The 17,295-nt window shown below is 70.5% G+C and carries 13 protein-coding genes; 9 read left to right on the top strand and 4 right to left on the bottom strand.

Annotated elements, in window-relative coordinates; all coding sequences use genetic code 11:
* Positions 1–46 precede the first annotated feature (46 nt).
* A complete protein-coding gene (locus tag PCA76_RS29580) occupies positions 47–2,467 on the bottom strand; it encodes a M28 family peptidase (protein WP_442930173.1) in 2,421 nt (806 codons plus the stop codon).
* 289 nt (positions 2,468–2,756) lie between these two features.
* Between PCA76_RS29580 and PCA76_RS29575 the strand changes: the two genes are divergently transcribed.
* From PCA76_RS29575 to PCA76_RS29545, 7 genes are all read left to right on the top strand, one after another.
* The gene (locus PCA76_RS29575) at positions 2,757–3,956 is read left to right on the top strand and encodes a PP2C family protein-serine/threonine phosphatase (protein WP_272613687.1); all 1,200 of its coding nucleotides are present in this window, start codon (positions 2,757–2,759) and stop codon (positions 3,954–3,956) included.
* On the top strand, positions 3,953–5,686 hold the full coding sequence (locus PCA76_RS29570) for a sensor histidine kinase (RefSeq protein WP_272613686.1): 1,734 nt from the start codon (positions 3,953–3,955) through the stop codon (positions 5,684–5,686). Before PCA76_RS29575 ends, PCA76_RS29570 begins: the two co-directional genes overlap by 4 nt.
* On the top strand, positions 5,683–6,135 hold the full coding sequence (locus PCA76_RS29565; protein WP_272613685.1) for a response regulator: 453 nt from the start codon (positions 5,683–5,685) through the stop codon (positions 6,133–6,135). Before PCA76_RS29570 ends, PCA76_RS29565 begins: the two co-directional genes overlap by 4 nt.
* On the top strand, positions 6,128–6,937 hold the full coding sequence (locus PCA76_RS29560) for an inositol monophosphatase family protein (RefSeq protein WP_272613684.1): 810 nt from the start codon (positions 6,128–6,130) through the stop codon (positions 6,935–6,937). The genes PCA76_RS29565 and PCA76_RS29560 overlap by 8 nt, the downstream gene beginning before the upstream one ends.
* 194 nt (positions 6,938–7,131) lie before the next feature.
* Positions 7,132–8,148 (top strand): coiled-coil domain-containing protein, encoded by a 1,017-nt coding sequence (locus PCA76_RS29555; RefSeq protein ID WP_272613683.1) that lies wholly within the window; start codon positions 7,132–7,134, stop codon positions 8,146–8,148.
* Positions 8,149–8,184: 36 nt separating this feature from the next.
* Positions 8,185–9,747, top strand: a complete 1,563-nt coding sequence (locus PCA76_RS29550) for a fused MFS/spermidine synthase (RefSeq protein WP_272613682.1) — start codon at positions 8,185–8,187, stop codon at positions 9,745–9,747.
* A 71-nt stretch (positions 9,748–9,818) separates the two neighbouring features.
* Complete coding sequence (locus tag PCA76_RS29545; protein WP_272613681.1) at positions 9,819–11,468, top strand: serine/threonine-protein kinase; 1,650 nt, start codon at positions 9,819–9,821, stop codon at positions 11,466–11,468.
* A 44-nt stretch (positions 11,469–11,512) separates the two neighbouring features.
* Here the strand turns inward: PCA76_RS29545 and PCA76_RS29540 are convergent, their stop codons facing one another.
* The gene (locus PCA76_RS29540; RefSeq protein ID WP_272613680.1) at positions 11,513–12,178 is read right to left on the bottom strand and encodes a potassium channel family protein; all 666 of its coding nucleotides are present in this window, start codon (positions 12,176–12,178) and stop codon (positions 11,513–11,515) included.
* Positions 12,179–12,194: 16 nt separating this feature from the next.
* Positions 12,195–13,529 carry a TrkH family potassium uptake protein gene (locus PCA76_RS29535; RefSeq protein WP_272613679.1) on the bottom strand — a complete coding sequence of 445 codons (1,335 nt, stop codon included), beginning with the start codon at positions 13,527–13,529 and terminating at the stop codon, positions 12,195–12,197.
* A gap of 140 nt (positions 13,530–13,669) precedes the next feature.
* On the opposite strand from PCA76_RS29535, the gene PCA76_RS29530 reads away from it, so the two are divergent.
* Together PCA76_RS29530 and PCA76_RS29525 are read left to right on the top strand one after the other, a co-directional pair.
* Positions 13,670–14,794: a glycerophosphodiester phosphodiesterase gene (locus tag PCA76_RS29530; protein WP_272613678.1), complete on the top strand. Its 1,125-nt coding sequence runs from the start codon at positions 13,670–13,672 to the stop codon at positions 14,792–14,794.
* Positions 14,795–15,172: 378 nt separating this feature from the next.
* On the top strand, positions 15,173–15,928 hold the full coding sequence (locus PCA76_RS29525; RefSeq protein ID WP_272613677.1) for a DUF5131 family protein: 756 nt from the start codon (positions 15,173–15,175) through the stop codon (positions 15,926–15,928).
* A gap of 36 nt (positions 15,929–15,964) precedes the next feature.
* On the opposite strand, the gene tcmP is transcribed toward PCA76_RS29525, so the two are convergent.
* Complete coding sequence (gene tcmP / locus PCA76_RS29520) at positions 15,965–17,125, bottom strand: three-Cys-motif partner protein TcmP (RefSeq protein ID WP_272613676.1); 1,161 nt, start codon at positions 17,123–17,125, stop codon at positions 15,965–15,967.
* Between the last annotated feature and the right edge of the window lie 170 nt (positions 17,126–17,295).

The following is a 17,295-nucleotide window of genomic DNA, read 5'->3' as shown; positions in this document are numbered from 1 at the left end:
CGCTGGTCCGGCGGGCGAATCGCTCCGCCGGACCACGCGCTCTCCGTCAGATGGGATAGGTGCGGGCCACCGCCAGCATCTCCGAGCTGTGCGACCCGACGACACCGACGGCCGGCGGCCGGGAGCGGAAGCCGGGCAGTGCGTCCAGCCCGTCACTGGCGTCCATCGCCCGCAGCGCCACCTGCCCGGCGGTAGGCCGCAGAGTCAACGTGACCTCGATGCCCTCCGTCGGCGGGGCGTGGAACACCAACCCGAAGCCCCACTTGCCCGCGCGGGGCTCCACCGGCACCGACCGACCGGCCACCTCGGCCCGCAGCACGGTGGCGGTCGATGTGTCCACGTGCAGGGTCGCGAGCCGGGCCTGCCGCTGCGGGGTGAGCCGCAGCCGCAGCGTCCGTTCGCCGCCGGAGCTGGCATCGGCCAAAACCTCCAGCTTCGGCGCCGGCAGGTTCGCCGGCTGTGCCGGCCCGGCCCGCAGCTCACCGTCGCCGAGCCCGGGGAAGTCGTCGCCGACGTCGGTCACCCCGTCCACGTAGCCATCCGTCCACGGCTGCGGGTCACCCTCGTGGCTGAGCCACCGGGCCTGGCCGGTGCCGGCGTCCAGGGCGTACATCAGGTGGGTGGGCGCGGGGTGGGCGGCGTCGAACCGGTCGACGCCCAGCCCGACCCCGGCGAGCACCACCGCCGCCACGGCGGCGGCTGCGGCCGGCAGCACGCCGAGCCGTCGGGCCCGCAGCGCCCGCAGGCCGCGCTGGCCACCGGCCTGCGGGTGCAGCAGGTCGACCACCGGCAGGGCGGTCAGGCCGAGCAGCACCGCGACCAGCGCGGCCACCCCGCCCATGGCCATGCCCAACGCGGGGAAGAGCAGCACCACGGTGGGCAGCAGGATGACCACGCCGACGGCCGCGGCGGCGGTCACCGCCACCACCGGCCACGGCCCGGTCTGCCGGGTCCGCAGCGCGACCAGCCCGCCGAGCGCGCCGGCCAGCGCCGGCAGGGTGGTGAGGTACGCCCCGCCGGGCACCGCCACGGCCAGCAGCACCCCGAGCAGAGCCAGCCAGGCCAGCCCACCGACGGCGAGTGCCGCCGGGCCGATCCGGCGGCGGGTCAGCGCGTACCAGGTGAACAGGATGGCGGCGGCGAGCGCCACAACGGCCAACCGGAACCAGATCGGGCGGTACGGGTCGAGCAGCTCCGCGTACCCCGGCCGGATCGCGGTGATCGCCAGCCAGAGCAGTTGGGCGGCGACCGGCGCGACCACGATCGGCACCAGTGCGAGACCGAATCCGGCGGCCAGCCGGCCGGTGCTGACCCGGCCCTGCCGACGGGTCAGCCAGCCCAGGGCGGCCACCGCGGCCACCGCGAGCAGGGCCAGCGGCAGGGTGAGCCAGCCCGGGTAGCGGACCAGCCCGCCGGGGACCGGGAAGTAGGTGGCGTCGTGCCCGGAGCGCAGGTCGGTCAGGTCGGTCCGGCCGAACTCCCGGGCCAGGCCCAGCGCGTTGTCCCCGTGCTGCTGGAGGCTGCCCTGGTCCATTGCCTCCGGAGTGTCCAACGGCGTGTGATAGATCGCACCGCCGTCGATGTACGCCGAGTTCAACCCGACGAACTTCTGATCCAGGAACGCGGTGAAGTCGGTGTCGTTGGGCAGCGCGCGGTAGATCTCCACCGCGAACGAGGTGCCGACCGGATGCGGGGCTGCCCGGCCGAAGACGTCCACCAGCTTCGCGTTGTTCCGGGACGTCTCGAACATGATCACCGGCCCGGTGGAGCCCCGCGCCTCCAGGTTGAGCACCACACCGCCGTCGGCTGCCAGGGGATGGCTGGCGGCGAACGCGGACGCGCCGCAGAGGCACGCCTCCTCGGCGTCGGTCAGTACGAAGACGATGTCGTTGCGGGGCCGGGGACCGGTCGTCAGCGCGCGGGCCACCTCCAGGATGGCCGACGTGCCGGCCGCGTCGTCGTTGCCGCCCGGCCCGGTCTGCACCGAGTCGTAGTGGGCGACCAGGAAGACCCGGCCCGTCGAATCGGTGCCCGGCATCCGGGCCACCACGTTGCGTACCCGGGCCAGGGTCGCCCCACCCGCCGCCCCGCTGAGCTGGCCGGCCTCCGGTGCCACCGTGTCCTGCACCTCGGTCTCCAGGCCCAGCCCGCGCAACTGCTGCTCGATGTGCGCGCGGACCTGGTCGTTGGCCGGGCTGCCGGCGACGTGCGACCGGGCCGCGATCACCTGGACGTCCTCGTACGCCCGGCCGGCGCTGAACTCACCCGCCGCCGCGTCCGTCGGCTTCGGCGCCGGGACGCGCAGGTCGAGCAGACTGCCGGCGCCGACGGCGGCCAGCGCGACCAGGGCCGCCGCGGCGGCCACGAGCCGCCGGCGAGGCCGGGTCAGCGCGCGGTCGGCAGGTGGTACGCCTGGAGTCGGACGGGCCGGCGTGCCGGCCGTGGCCGGGGTGGTGGGTGCGCCCACGGAAACTCCTCGGGGGGTGGTGGGGCCTGGGGTGGCACCATCCTGCCCGTCAGCGGTTCCGGATGGGATGGCCGGTACGCCTGCATCGACCGACCGCCCGGTTTGTCATTCGCCGGGCAGTGATGCGGCCCATCCCCGCCCGCGCCGAGGGCGTCGTGTTGTGTGCGACCGTTGTCTAATACAGGATCAGCGGGGCACTCGGAAGGAGCCCGACATCACCAGCGAACTCCCGCGTCTCGCGGCGGTGACCCGGCCGCACCGGGGGACCGGCCTGGCCGGTTCCTCAGTCGTGCCGTACCCGCACGGCGGCTTGGGGCGGCACGCCAACCTGCCGCCGGGCGAGCGGTTGCGGGTTCTGCTGGTGGAGGACGACGAGGGCGACGCCTTCCTGGTCGGTGAGCTGCTCGCCGAGACGAATTCGATGATCGAGCTGTTGGTGGCCACCAGCCTCAGCGAGGCGCGGCAGCGGATCATCAATGTCGACTGCGTCCTGCTCGACCTGGGCCTGCCCGACGCGCAGGGGCTGGACGGGCTGCGGCAGGTGCTGGAGATGTCCAGCGGCGCCGCGGTCTGTGTGTTGACCGGCCGCTCGGACGAGCACCTGGGCATCGTGGCGGTCGCTGAGGGTGCACAGGACTACCTGGTCAAGGGCCAGGTGGACGGGGTGCTGCTGACCCGGGCGCTGCGCTACGCCGTGGAGCGCAAGCGCGCTGACGAGAACGCGCGCCGGTTGCGCGAGGTCGAGCTGCGCCAGGCCGAGTCGGCCCGACTCGAACGTGGCCTGCTGCCCCAGCCGCTGATGACGACCGACCAGGTGGCGGTGCACACCTTCTACCGGCCCGGCCGGCACGCCGCGCTGATCGGCGGGGACTTCTACGACGTGGTGCAGACCCGTCCGGACCGTCTCGACCTGATCGTCGGCGACGTCTGCGGGCACGGGGTGGACGAGGCCGCGCTCGGTGTCGAGCTACGGGTGGCCTGGCGGGCCCTGGTGCTCGCCGGAGTACCGGACGACGAGGTGCTGCCCGCGCTGGAGCAGGTGCTGATGAGTGAGCGCCGTCTTCAGGAGATCTTCGCGACGGTGGCCACCACCAGACTGGACCTGGACGCCAACCGGGCCACCGTCCGCCTGGCCGGGCACCCGCCGCCGCTCCTGCTCTCCGGCGGCCGGGTGGCCCCGGTGCCCGCGCCCGGCGGCCGGCTGCTGGGCGTACGACCTCGCCGGCCGATTGCCTACGACCTGGAGTTCGACACCGATGACTGGTCCCTGCTGATGTACACCGACGGCCTGATCGAGGGGCGGGTGGATGCCGGTGACGAACGGCTCGACGTGCCGGGCCTCAGTGGGCTGCTGGACGAGCCAGCCAGTCGTGCGGTGTCGCTGCCCGAGTTGCCGGCCTGGCTGGTCGGCCGGGCCGAGCGGCTCAACGGTGGCCCGCTCGCCGACGACGTGGCCATGCTTCTGGTCAGCCGGGGTGGTGGCCGGTGAAGCCGGTGATCGGCGGCTGGAGTCTGCGCCGTCGGGTCATCACCCTGCTCACCGTCGTGGGCGTGCTGTTGATCGGCCTGGCCAGCGCGGAAGCGGCGATGGCCGCCCGCAACCGCACCCAGATCGACGCCATCCTGAACCAGACCGGCCCGCTGCGGGTGCAGTCGCAGGAACTGCTCAACGCGCTGCTCGACCAGGAGACGGCGGTCCGCGGGTACGCGGTCAGCGGTGACGTGGCCGACCTGAGGCCCTATCAGGAGGGGCTCGACCAGGAGCAGGGCGTCATCGCCGCTATGCGGGCGCTGCTCGACGACTACCCGCAGATCGGCCAGGAGCTGCGGGTCGTCGAAGAGTCCACCGCGCAGTGGCGGCAGGCGGTGGCGGAGCCCGTGATCGCCACCACCGAGCAGAGCGGCACCAGAGCGGGCCAGGCGTTGATCACCGAACAGGCGCGGCAGCAGTTCGACGAGGTGCGCGCGGCGGTGAACGACCTCCAGGAGGAGATCCTGGCCGCCCGGGAGCAGGCGGCTGCCAACGTGCGGACCAGCAGCAACGTGCTGGTCATCCTGTTGATCGTCGCCGCGCTGGTGGTGGCCGCCACCGGTGCGCTGTTGCTGCTCTCCCTGGACCGGATGGTCATCCGGCCCCTCATCGGGCTGGCCGACCAGGTCCGCGAGGTCGCCGACGGCGACTACCAGCACGGCATCGCCACCAGCGGCCCGCCGGAATTCATCCGGCTCGGCGAGGACGTGGACGCGATGCGCCAAAAGATCGCCGCCGACCTGGCCGAGGTGCGGGCCGCGCGCGAGCGCATCGAGTGGGTCAACAGCCAGCTCCAGAAGCAGGCCGAGGAGCTGACCCGGTCCAACCGCGACCTGGAGCAGTTCGCGTACGTGGCCTCGCACGATCTGCAGGAGCCGCTGCGCAAGGTGGCCAGCTTCTGTCAGCTGCTCCAGCGTCGCTACGCCGGGCAGCTCGACGAGCGGGCCGACCAGTACATTGCCTTCGCGGTGGACGGCGCGCAACGGATGCAGCGCCTGATCAACGACCTGCTCGCGTTCTCCCGGATCGGCCGGCTCACCACCGGCTTCGTCGAGGTCGACCTCAACAAGGTGATGGGCGACGTGGCCGGCCAGACCGAGGCCGCCCGGCAGTACGCGGATGCCGAGCTGACCTGGACCGACCTGCCGGTGATCTCTGGTGAGGAACCGCTGCTCACCAACCTGCTGGCCAACCTGGTCAGCAACTCGGTCAAGTTCCGCCGCCCGGACGTGACCTCGAAGGTGCACATCTCGGCCCGGTTGGTGGGCGCCGAGTGGGAGATCAGCTGCCAGGACAACGGCATCGGGATCGAGCCGGAGTTCGCTGACAAGATCTTTGTGATCTTCCAGCGGTTGCACTCGAAGGACGCCTACCCGGGTACCGGCATCGGGTTGGCCATCGTCAAGAAGATCGTCGAATATCACGGCGGCCGGGTCTGGGTGGACACCGACGTGCCGGAGGGCACCGCGATCCGGTTCACCCTGCCGGCGCAGCCCCAGGACGTCGAGGCCGCCGCCGCTGTCGACTCGCCGGAGCCGCCGCAAGCTTTGGCGGCGGGCGACACGACGCCCTCGAACGAGGTGCCGTCAGCGCTGGCGGAGCAGTCCGCAGGATCGGACCGGCCGGACCGGGCCGACGAGGCGCCGGAAGGCGGTAGAACGGGTGACATGAGGGAGACGGTGGGATGACCGCGCCGGCGGATGGCAAGAGCCCGATCGAGGTTTTGCTCGTGGAGGACGACCCGGGTGATGTGTTGATGACCCAGGAGGCGTTCGAGGAGCACAAGCTGCGCAACCGGCTGGCCGTCGTCTCCGACGGCGCCGAGGCGCTCGCCTACCTGCGGCAGGAGGGCCAGTACGCCGACGCGGTGAGGCCCGACCTGATCCTGCTCGACCTCAACCTGCCCCGCCGCGACGGCCGGGAGGTGCTGGAAGAGATCAAGAAGGACGAGGAGCTGCGTCGGATCCCGGTGGTGGTGCTCACCACCTCGCAGGCCGACGAGGACATCCTGCGCAGCTACCAGTTGCACGCCAACGCCTACGTGGCCAAGCCGGTGGACTTCGAGCGCTTCATCGCAGTGGTCCGTCAGATCGACGAGTTCTTCGTCAGCGTGGTCAAGCTGCCGCCGCGTGGCTGACACCCTGCTCGACGACGTTGGCGACCTGCTCCGGGAGGCCGCCGACCAGGTCGTGCTGCCGTTGTTCCGCAAGCTCGACGACGCCGACGTGTCGGAGAAGGCGCCCGGCGAGGTGGTCACCGTCGCCGACCGCCGGGCCGAGGAGTTGCTCTCGGCCGGATTGCGCCGACTGCGGCCGGGCTCGATGGTGGTCGGCGAGGAGGGCGTCGCCGATGATCCGAGCCTGCTGCGGCACCTGCACGACAGCGGGGACGTCTGGCTGGTCGACCCGGTCGACGGCACCGCCAACTTCGCCGCGGGTCGCCGACCGTTCGCCCTGATGGTGTCGCTGCTGACCGACGGGCGGCCGACCGCCGGCTGGATCCTCGACCCGCTCGCCGACACACTCGCCGCCAGCTGGGCGGACGACGGCATCCTGCTCAACGGTCGGCCGGTGGACAGCGCGGCCTCGGTGCCGCCGCTTGGCGAGCTGCGCGGCGCGGCGATGACCCGGTTCCTGCCGCCGGAGACCCGGGACCGGGTCCGCGCCGGCGGCCGGCGGCTCGGTGAGCTGCTGCCCGGCCAGCACTGCGCCGGCCGGGAATATCTGGACATCCTCACCGGCGAACAGCAGTTCGTGCTCTTCTGGCGCACCCTGCCGTGGGACCACGCCCCGGGCACTGTGCTGGTCCGCGCGGCCGGCGGCGTCGCCCGTCGGTTCGATGGCGTCGACTACCACCCCGCCGACGACGGCCGAGGTCTGCTCGTCGCCGCCAACGAACAGGTCTGGGCCGAGGTGCGCGACGCCCTCCTCACCCCCTGATCCGCGCACTGCGCGACGGTGTTGGGACGCTCCGTCGACATCGAGGCGGCCCGGGGGGTCAGGGGACTGGTCACCGGCGCACAGTCCGGTATCGTGACCGGCGGTCTCCGCCAGCAGGCCGCCGACCGGCGCCGGCGGGGACGCCGCCGTGCAGTGGTTCCCCGGGGGCCGGCGGTCGACGGAAGGACGCTTTCGTGCCCAGGACCACGCTCAGCCCGCGGCTCGGTCGCCGCTCCCTGTTCGCTCTGCTCGCCGCCGTCGCGCTGGTGCTCGCCGGCACCGCTGTGCCCGCCTACGCGGAGCCCGGCGAGGGCGGCAGCAAGAAGCTGCAGGACGCGTTGGAGTTGACCGCCAAGGGCCACATCGAGGCCAAGGCCAAACTGGACAACTCCAAGCGCAGGCAGACGGCACTGACCGGTGAGTTGACGGCGGTCGAGGGTCGGCTGGTCGGGCTCAGCGCCCAGGTCGGTGAGGTGGCCGCGCAGTCGTACCGCGTCGGCCGGCTCAGCCCGGCCTCGATGCTGCTCAACACCGCCACGCCGCAGGCGTTCCTGCAACGCGTCAGCGACCTCGACATGATGGCCCAGCGGGACAGCAAGCGGCTGCGTGATCTCGTCGAGGCCCAGCAGCAGGCGCAGCAGGCCAAGGTCGCCATCGACTCCGAGGTCCGCGAGCAGCAGAAGCAGCTCGCCGTGATGGCGAAGAAGAAGAAAGAGGCCGAGGCGGCGCTCGCCGAGGTCAGCTCGGGCAGCAGCAACGGTTTCAGCGGCGGCAATTCCACCTCGGCGAAGCCGGCGCCGCGCAACTCGGACGGGTCCTGGCCGTCGGAATCCTGCTCCGTGAAGGACCCGACCACCTCCGGCTGCATCACCCCGCGCACCCTCAACGCGCTGAAGCAGACGCAGGCGGCCGGCTACAAGCGGCACGTCTCCTGCAAGCGCAGCGGTGGCGGCGGCGAGCACCCGAAGGGGCGGGCCTGCGACTTCGCGGCCGCCACGAACGGCTTCGAGGACCGCAACGCGACCGGCGGCGACAAGGCGTACGGGGACAGTCTGGCCGCCTGGCACGTGCGCAACGCCGACCGCCTGGGCGTGCTCTACGTGATCTGGTACCGGCAGATCTGGCATCCCGGCACCGGGTGGCGCTCGTACAGTGGCAGCGGTAGTCCCGCCGCGTCCCACACGAACCATGTTCATCTATCGATGTACTGACCCGGAGCTCCAGCTTCGCTGCGTACCATCGCGACGATGAGCTCCCCACCATCCGACGTAGCGGCCCCGCTGGTCTCCTCGTCCCCGCCCGCGTCGATCACCGGCCGGGCGCTGCCCAACGGCCTGGCCGCCTTCCTGGTCTTCTTCTCCAGCGGCGCTGTGCTGGTGCTGGAGACCGTCGCGTTGCGACTGGTCGGCCCCTACGTCGGGGTGACGCTCCAGGTGACCAGCTCGGTGATCGGCATCGCGCTGGCCGCGATCGCGTACGGGGCGTGGTCCGGTGGCTGGCTGGCCGACCGGCGCAACCCGCGTGGCCTGCTGGCACCGGCGCTGGTGCTGGCCGGCATCGCCACCGCGGTCACCCTGCCCGTCGTCCGGTACGCCGGTGAGGTGCTGCGCGGTGGCGCGGCCAGCGGCATCCTGCTGTTGGTCGCGCTGGCCGTGTTCGTACCGGCAGCGCTGTTGGCCGCGGTCACCCCGTTGGTCGTGAAGCTTCAACTCGCCGACCTGCGCCGTACCGGTCAGGTGGTCGGTCGACTCTCCGGGATCGGCACCCTGGGCGGCATCACCGCTACCCTGCTCACCGGCTTCGTGCTGGTCGCCGCGCTGCGCAGCACGGTCATCGTGCTGGCACTCGCGGTCGCGCTCGGGCTGGTCGGCATCGGCCTCGGCTGGTACCTGCGCCGGCAGGAGCCCACCGAACTGCCCGGTCCGGCCCGGACCCGGGCCGCGCTGGCCGTACTCGGCCTGGTCGGGGCGGGGCTGACCACCGTGGCACCGAACCCGTGCGACATCGAGACGGCGTACCACTGCGCCCGGGTCACGTCGGACCCGAACCGGCCCACCGGACGGACACTGCTGCTCAACTCGGCCCAGCACTCGTACGTGGACCTCGCCGACCCGAAGCACCTGGAGTACGCGTACACGAAGTGGATCGGGGCGGTCGCCGACGTCGCCGCGCCGACCGGCCAGCGGCTGGACGCGCTGCACCTGGGTGGCGGTGGGTTCACCGTGCCGGGCTACCTGACCGCCACCCGACCGGGCACCGACAACGTGGTGTTCGAGATCGATGGTGGGCTGGTCGAGCTGGGCGAGCGCGAGTTGGGCGTACGCCCAGGCCCGGAGCTGCGGCCGGTGGTGGGCGACGCCCGGATGCTGGTGGCCGGCGAGCCGACGGACAGCCGCGACCTGGTGGTCGGCGACGCGTTCGGTCACCTGGTGGTGCCCTGGCACCTGGCCACCCGGGAGATGGCCGCCGAGGTTCGACGGGTGACCCGCCCTGGCGGTGTGTACGTGCAGAACGTCATCGACTACCCGCCGCTGCGGTTCATTCGCGCCGAGCTGGCCACGGTGGCCGCCGAGTTCGGGCACGTCGCGTTGATCGCGCCGCCGGAGGCACTCGCCGAGGAGCAGGGTGCCAACTTCCTCATCGTCGGCTCCGACGCGCCGCTGCCGCTGGATGCCGTCCGCGCCCGGTTGGGCGAGGTGGACCCGAAGGTCAGCCTGCTGTCCGGCGCGGCGCTGACGGACTTCGTCGGCGGGGCGATGGTGTTGACCGACGACTACGCCCCGGTGGACCAACTTCTCGCCACCGCCTGAACGGGTGACAGCCCTGACCGATTCCGACACTCCAGGTGTAGGTTGGCCGCTCGTGGGCAACAACGGTAACCATGGGTGGGGACCGGAACGGCGCGCAGCTGCTCGATGAGCGGTACCGGCTGATCGAGCAGCTCGGCGCGGGCGGCATGTCGGTGGTCTGGCGCGGCTACGACGAGGTGCTCGGCCGCCAGGTCGCGGTCAAGGTGCTGGCCTCCCGGTTGGCCAGCGACCGGGCCTTCCGCCACCGGATCCGGATCGAGGCGCAGGCCGCCGCGCGGCTCTGCCACCCCAACATCACCAACGTGTACGACTATGGCGAGTCCGATCAGGTCGGTCTGACCGTGCCGTACGTGGTGATGGAGCTTGTCGACGGTGCTTCGCTGGCCAGCCGGCTGGGCCGGGAGAGTCAGCTGCCGTGGCGCGAGGCGGTGACCATCGGCGCGGAGGTCAGCTCGGCGCTCGCCACCGCGCACGGCCGCGGTGTGGTGCACCGCGACGTCACCCCGGGCAACGTCATGCTGACGTCGACCGGCGTCAAGGTGGTCGACTTCGGTATCTCCGCGTTGGTCGGGGAGAGCGAGAAGGGGCCGGACGGCGCGCTGCTCGGCACACCCGCGTACCTCGCCCCGGAGCGCTTGGACAACGGCCAGGTCTCACCGGCCACCGACGTGTACGCCGTCGGGCTGCTGCTCTACCGGATGCTCACCGGCCGGCTGCCGTGGCAGGCCAGCACGACCACCCAGATGTTGCGCGCGCACATGTACAACGACCCGGAGCCGATGCAGGCGGTGCCAGGGCTGCCCGACCAGGTGGTCGACCTGGTGGGGCGTTGCCTGGCCAAGCGGCCCGAAGACCGACCGGCGACCTCCGAGCTGACCCGGACCCTCGCCGAAGCGGCCGGCATGCTCCCGGCGGTGCCGGTCTCCTCGGCCGCCGGGCCCCTGGATCCGACCGCGCTGGCCAGCGCGGGCACCACGATTTTGCCGTGGTCGGCGGCGACCGACGCATTGCCGCTGTCGCGCACCCGCAACCGGACCAGGCAGGCAACGAGGCGCCGGCGGGTCGAGGCCGGAGTGGCCGCCGCCAGCCTGCTCGCCGTCACCGGGGCCCTGTGGGGGTTCACCTCGCGCAGCCCCGCCAGCGGTGAGGACCGCCCGACGACCGAGGCTCGGATGGGTCTGCCGAAGACGGCGCCGTGCGATGTGGCGTACGCGTTGCGCGCGGATTCCGGCAAGGACTTCGCCGCCGAGCTGACCCTGACCAACACCGGGGACGCCGCGCTGCGCGACTGGACGATGAGCTTCACCTTCCCGGGTCAGCAGACGGTGACCAAGGCGGAACCGACCGCGGTGCACCAGGAGGGGCGCACGGTGCTGATCCGGCCGGCGGCCGACCGCGCCACCCTGGCGCCCGGCGCGGCCGAGAAGCTCACCCTGGCCGGGAGTTACCGCGGGGCGAACCCGCTGCCGGTGGAGTTCCGGCTCGGCGACGCGACCTGCGGGGTACACCTCTCGGGGGTGGCCGGCAGCACGCCGTCCACCGCCCCGGCGGCCGCGATCACTCTGCCCAAGACTTCGGCGAAGGCGCCGCCCAAGGCCCCGCCCAAGGCGGCGACGGCGGGCGGCCCTGGCAACGGTGCGCCGAAGGCCAAGCCCGAGAAGCCCGATAAGCCCGCCAAGGCCAAGGGGTCGGGTGGTGGTTCGGGAAAAGCGGGAAAGTGACCAAGGGTAAGGGGAAGGGGCACGGTGGTCGGAAGAAGTGACGGTCAGCGCCGTCCCGCGAACCGCTGCACCTGGTCGATCCCACCCTCCACGATGAGCACCCCACCCTGGGGGAGTGCGGTGTCGTCCGAGGCGTACCGGAAGCGTTCTCCCGGCAGTTTGGCACCGACCACGCGTATCCCGTAGCGCTCCTGCGGTCGCAGGTCGAGCAGGGTGCGCCCGACCAGGGACTCCGGCACCCGGACGGTGGCGATGGCGAAGTCGTCGTCGAACTCGATGAAGTCGAGCAGCCGGCTGACGATCAGATGTGCCACCCGGTCGCCGGTCTCCGCCTCCGGAAAGATCACGTGATGCGCGCCCACCGACGACAGGATCTTGGCGTGTTTCTGCGAGGTCGCCCGGGCCCAGATCTGGGGCACGCCCAGCTCGACCAGTGCCAGCACCGTGAGCACGCTTGCCTCCACCGAGGCCCCGATCGCCACCACCGCCCGTTCGAAACTGGCGATGCCGAGCTGGCGCAGCGCCCCTTCCTCGGTCGAGTCGGCCTGGACCACCCGGTCGAGCTGCGCGGACCAGCGCTGCACCTGCTCCGGGTTGCGGTCGACGGCCAGTACCTCGCGGTCCATCCGGGTGAGTGACCCGGCCAGGTGGCAGCCGAACCGACCCAACCCGATCACCACGACGCCGCCGTCCGATCGTCTCGCCGACACCTCGACCTCCTCGCGCCTAGCCGACAATGGGTTGTTCCTGGGGATAGCGGTAGAGCTTGCGCCGGGTGTTCAGGGCGATCGCCGATCCGAGGGTGAGCGGCCCGATCCGGCCGATGAACATCAGCACGGTCAGTACCAGTTGGCCGCTGGCCGGCAGCTCGCTGGCCAGACCAATGGTCAGCCCGGTGGTGCTGAACGCGGACGTGACCTCGAACAGGGCCGCGACGAAGCGAATGCCCTCGGTGAGCAGCAGCAGGAGCATCGTCCCGGCCGCGACCAGCGCGACGCTGAGCAGGGCCACGGTGACCGCCTGCCGTTGGCTGGCGGTGGCCACCCGGCGGTGCCCGACCGTCACGTCGGGCTCGCCGCGCAACTCCGCCCAGATGGTGAACGCCAGCAGGAAGAACGTGGACACCTTGATGCCACCGGCCGTGCTGGCGCTGCCGCCGCCGATGAACATCAGCACGATCAGCAGGGGATAGCTCTCCTCCTGGAGGGCCGCGATGTTCAGGACGCTGAAGCCGCCGGTGCGGCTCAAGGCGATCTGGGTGAACGACGCGAGCATCTTGCCCGGTACGTCGTACTGGCCGATCGTGCTTGCGTTGGTCCACTCGGCGGCGAGCAGACCGGCGAAGCCGATCAGCAGCAGCGCCGCGCTGCCCCAGACGGTCAGCTTGGTCGCCACCGCCCAGTGCACCGGCTGGCGCCACTCGCGAACCGCCTCGAACAGCGCGGGAAACCCGAGCCCGCCGATGATCGCGCCGACCGCCAGGGGCAGCGACACCCACGGGTCGCGGCTGAAGGCCAGCAGGCCGTCCGAGTAGAGCGCGAAGCCACCGTTGTTGAACGCCTGGACGGCGTGGAACACGCCCGACCAGAGGGCCCGCCCGGGCGTGTAGTCGTACGCCAACCAGAGTCGGCCGGCGATCAGCGCGGTCATCACCGTCTCGCAGGCGAAGACGGTCACCGCGATCCGGCGTAGCAGCCGGCCCACGTCGCCGATGCCGAACTCCGCCGTCTCGGCCTGCACCAGCAGCCGGTTGCGCAGCCCGAGCTGACTGGAGACCACCAGGATGACCAGCGCCGCGACGGTGAGGATGCCGAGACCGCCGAGCTGGGTGAGCAGGGTGATCACCAGCAGCCCCCAGCCGGACCAGTAGTTCGGCGTGTCGGTGATCGCCATGCCGGTGACCGACACGGCCGAGGTGGCGGTGAAGAGCGCGGTGACCAGGGGCGGACGCTGTTGTTCGGTGGTCGCCCAGCGCGCCATGAGTAACCCGGTACCGAGCAGGATTGGCACCAGGAACGCGAACGGCACCAGCCGCACGGGGTTGCGGAAGAACCGGCGCACCAGACAATCTTCCTTTTCCGCCCGCCGGCTGGAGTGGGAACGCCCATTCCGGAGATTCATCTCCCGGCCAACCATCGACCAACTGCCAGTCAATCCGGGGCGGTCTGCTGAACCGGCTTTCCCGATGACAGGAGACGGCGATGCGACGTACCCTCTCGACCCTCGGCCTGGCCGGCGTGCTGCTCGCCGCCGCCGCCGTGGTCGTGCCGACAATGGCCGAAGCCGACCCGGCGGCCGACGCGGACCGCTCCCGGGCAAACGACCAACCGATTGTGATCGGTCACCGCGGCGCCAGCGGCTACCGGCCGGAGCACACGCTGGAGGCGTACCGGTTGGCGATCCGGATGGGCGCCGACTACATCGAGCCGGACCTGGTCTCCACCTCCGACGGTGTGCTGGTCGCCCGGCACGAGAACGAGATCTCCGGCACCACCGACGTGTCGGCGCACCCGGAGTTCGCGGCCCGTAAGGCGACGAAGACCATCGACAGTGTCGCCGTGAACGGCTGGTTCACCGAGGACTTCACCCTGGCCGAGCTGAAGACGCTGCGGGCCAAGGAGCGACTGCCGCAGGTCCGCGTGGCGAACACCGCCTTCGACGGTCGCTTCGAGGTGCCCACCCTCCAGGAGGTCATCGACCTGGCCCGGACCGAGGGGCGGACACGGGGCCGCACCATCGGCATCTACCCGGAGACCAAGCACCCGAGCTACTTCACGTCGATCGGCCTGCCGCTGGAGGAGCCGCTGCTCCGGGTGCTGCGCCAGAACAAGCTGGACCGCAAGAACTCGCCGGTCTTCATCCAGTCGTTCGAGACGGCCAACCTGCGTCGGCTGAGCCGGCTCACCGACGTGAAGCTGATCCAGTTGCTCGACGCCACCGGCCGCCCGTACGACTTCACCGCCGCCGGCGACACCCGCAGCTACCAGGACCTCGCCAAGCCGGCCGGGCTGAAGTGGATCGCCGGGTACGCCGACGGCATCGGGGCGAACAAGAACCTGATCGTGCCCCGCGACGCCGCTGGTGCCCTGCTCGCCCCGACCAACGTGGTACGCGACGCGCACCGGGAGCGGCTGCTCGTGCACTCCTGGACGTTCCGCGCCGAGAACCAGTTCCTCCCCGTGGACTTCCGGATCGGCACCGACCCCAACGCGCGCGGCGACATCACCGCCGAGTGCGAACTCTTCCTCGGCCTGGGCCTCGACGGCGTCTTCAGCGACCACCCGGACACCGCCGTCGCCGCCCGCGCCGGCCTGCCCAGGAACTGACCTCGGCCCGGAGCTGATCCGCTCCGAGCCGACCGCCGGGCCTATCACGCCCGGCCCACACGCTGGCCTGTCGTCCGTCACCCGGACGGCGGGCCAGCGGCGTTTCGGTCCGCGTCGCGTCGCGTCGACGCGCACGCGGCGAAGGCAAGATCGCGCTCGACAGAGGATGTAGTGGCGTCGCAAGGCCGCCAAGGCCACTACATCAAGGAACGGGCGCGATCTTGGGAGGGTGAGGTGCGCCCAGCGGCTGCGTGCGTCGGCGACGCACGGTTGGCTGGCCCGTAAGCGCAGAACCTGGACGGGCCGACACGCCGCGCAACCCTTCCCATGCGTACGGTTGTTCGACAGTATTGTCGCGTCGAGTGGAAGGAGCGGCGCATGGCGGACAAAAGCGCCATCGAGTGGACGGAAGCAACCTGGAATCCCACTACAGGTTGTGACCGCATCTCGTTGGGGTGCGACAACTGCTATGCGATGACTCTCGCGAAGCGCCTGAAGGCCATGGGCTCGGCCAAGTATCAGACCGATGGCGACCCCCGCACCTCTGGGCCGGGATTCGGGGTTGCGATCCACCCTGACGCCCTCGATATTCCGCGACGCTGGCGTGATCCTCGAACAGTCTTCGTCAACTCGATGTCTGACCTGTTCCACGCGAGGGTTCCTCTCACGTACGTGCAGCAGGTCTTCGACGTTATGCGTGAGACGCCGCGTCACACCTTCCAAGTGCTGACGAAGCGCGCATCTCGGCTCGCCAAGGTTGCTCATGATCTGGACTGGCCGCCAAATGTCTGGATGGGCGTGAGCGTCGAAGACGACAGCCAGAGATCGCGGATCGACTGCCTTCGGCAGGTGCCGGCGGCGGTTCGGTTCATCTCGGCCGAGCCGCTGCTCGGCCCGTTGCCGCAGCTCGACCTCGGTGGGATGGACTGGTTAATCGCGGGGGGCGAGTCGGGTCAGGGCTGTCGCCCGATGGATGGGTCCTGGGTCGCCGAACTACGCGACCAATGCGATCGGGCAGGGACTGCCTTCTTCTTCAAGCAGTGGGGTGGCCGCACGCCCAAGGCCGGTGGGCGCCTACTCGATGGTCGCACCTGGGATGAGATGCCGACGCCTCGCCTGCCCGCTGCCGCCTAATTGCAGTTGGTCGACCTTCCGCCGAGGTCCCACCTCTCAGAGTTGCCGGATGGGGTCCTTCCAGAAGTCCCCGACGCCGGTGTGGTCGATCAGACCTTGACGGTGCAACGACTTGACTGCGTGCCGCGCATGACGCGTCCACGCCTGGCCAAGAACTCCCCGATAGACCTCGGGCACCCGCTCCGCGAGCTGAACAGGTTTCGATCCCGCAAGCAGCCGGACAATGTTCCGCTCAACGACTTGCGCCACCCGCGGTAGGGCGCTGTTCACGTGTGCCGGCCGATCGAAGGGAAGTGACCCAAACAGGGTGTCCTGGCTCATCTGGCTTTTGTAGCGGGCTTCCTCTAAGTCCACGCCAGCTTGCCCCACGGCGTCCGCGAAGTGCCAAGCGCCTTCTGTGTGTCTCGTGAACAGCATCAGGACATACTTCGGCGAGAGTTCCGGGCGCGGTCGGACCGGCATAGTGATCGCGCTATAGCTCGTTCCCGTGGTCAACCGTTTCTCGTACTCTGCGCCCACTTTGAGAGCTACCTCAGTCGCGGTCTCCTCATCTCCATCACCGTTGACCCGGGCAAAGTGGTCCTGCCACCAGTCATCGCCGAGAAATCTGGTGAGGTGGTCGGCCGTCTTCTGCTCAGCAGGAGGCAGCCGGTCACCCCGGGAGCGTGCGACCTGAACCGCTCGTCCCATCCTCGCGATAGCAGAGATGCTGAAGTGAAGTAGAACCTCTGTCGGCGGCGAAGGGGGTCGACCGAGGAGCCCTGAGCGCACGAGACCGAAGTCAAGCGCAAGGCCAAACGGATCGAGGAAGGCAAAGAGTGAAGCCTGACGAGCAACCGAGAGGACCTCTGGCAGATGATCTGCCACGTCGCCTTGCCGGAGAATGCGCCTCGTTGAGCCTCCGCGCTGCTCCAGAACCCGCTTTAGGTTCGCGAAGTGGGAAGGATTTTTCTCCACGAAGAAGAGCAAGACGCTCCGAAAGCTCCTGACCGTGTCGGCACACCGGGACAGAAGCAGCGGCGATCCTTCCTCCCCTTCCTCCTCGTACTCGCCGCGTCCCGCGTAGCCATCGAGGAAGACGACTGGTTTGCCCTGACCGGTCTTGGAAGCGAAGACAACCGGGTAGCGCTTCAGGATGCCGTGCTTGAGCACGGCGGCAGCCTTGCGGGACCGGAAGAAGTCGTCGTTCGCCGACACCGGATCTCCTTTGCATCACCAATAGTGATGCGAAGGTAGCGAAGAGTGCGGTCAATTTTCGTCCTGCTGTTCGTGCAGGGCTGCGCACCGAAGTTCGTCATGCCGTTCACCAGCCGTAACGGCCGACGGGTGGTGGTTCAAGGGCAGGCCGTGTCCTCGATCTGACAGTC

The organism is Micromonospora sp. LH3U1 (genome assembly GCF_028475105.1).
GTDB lineage: Bacteria > Actinomycetota > Actinomycetes > Mycobacteriales > Micromonosporaceae > Micromonospora.
The sequence above is the reverse complement of the archived record's forward strand: the minus strand, read 5'-3'. Positions and strand labels throughout refer to the sequence as shown.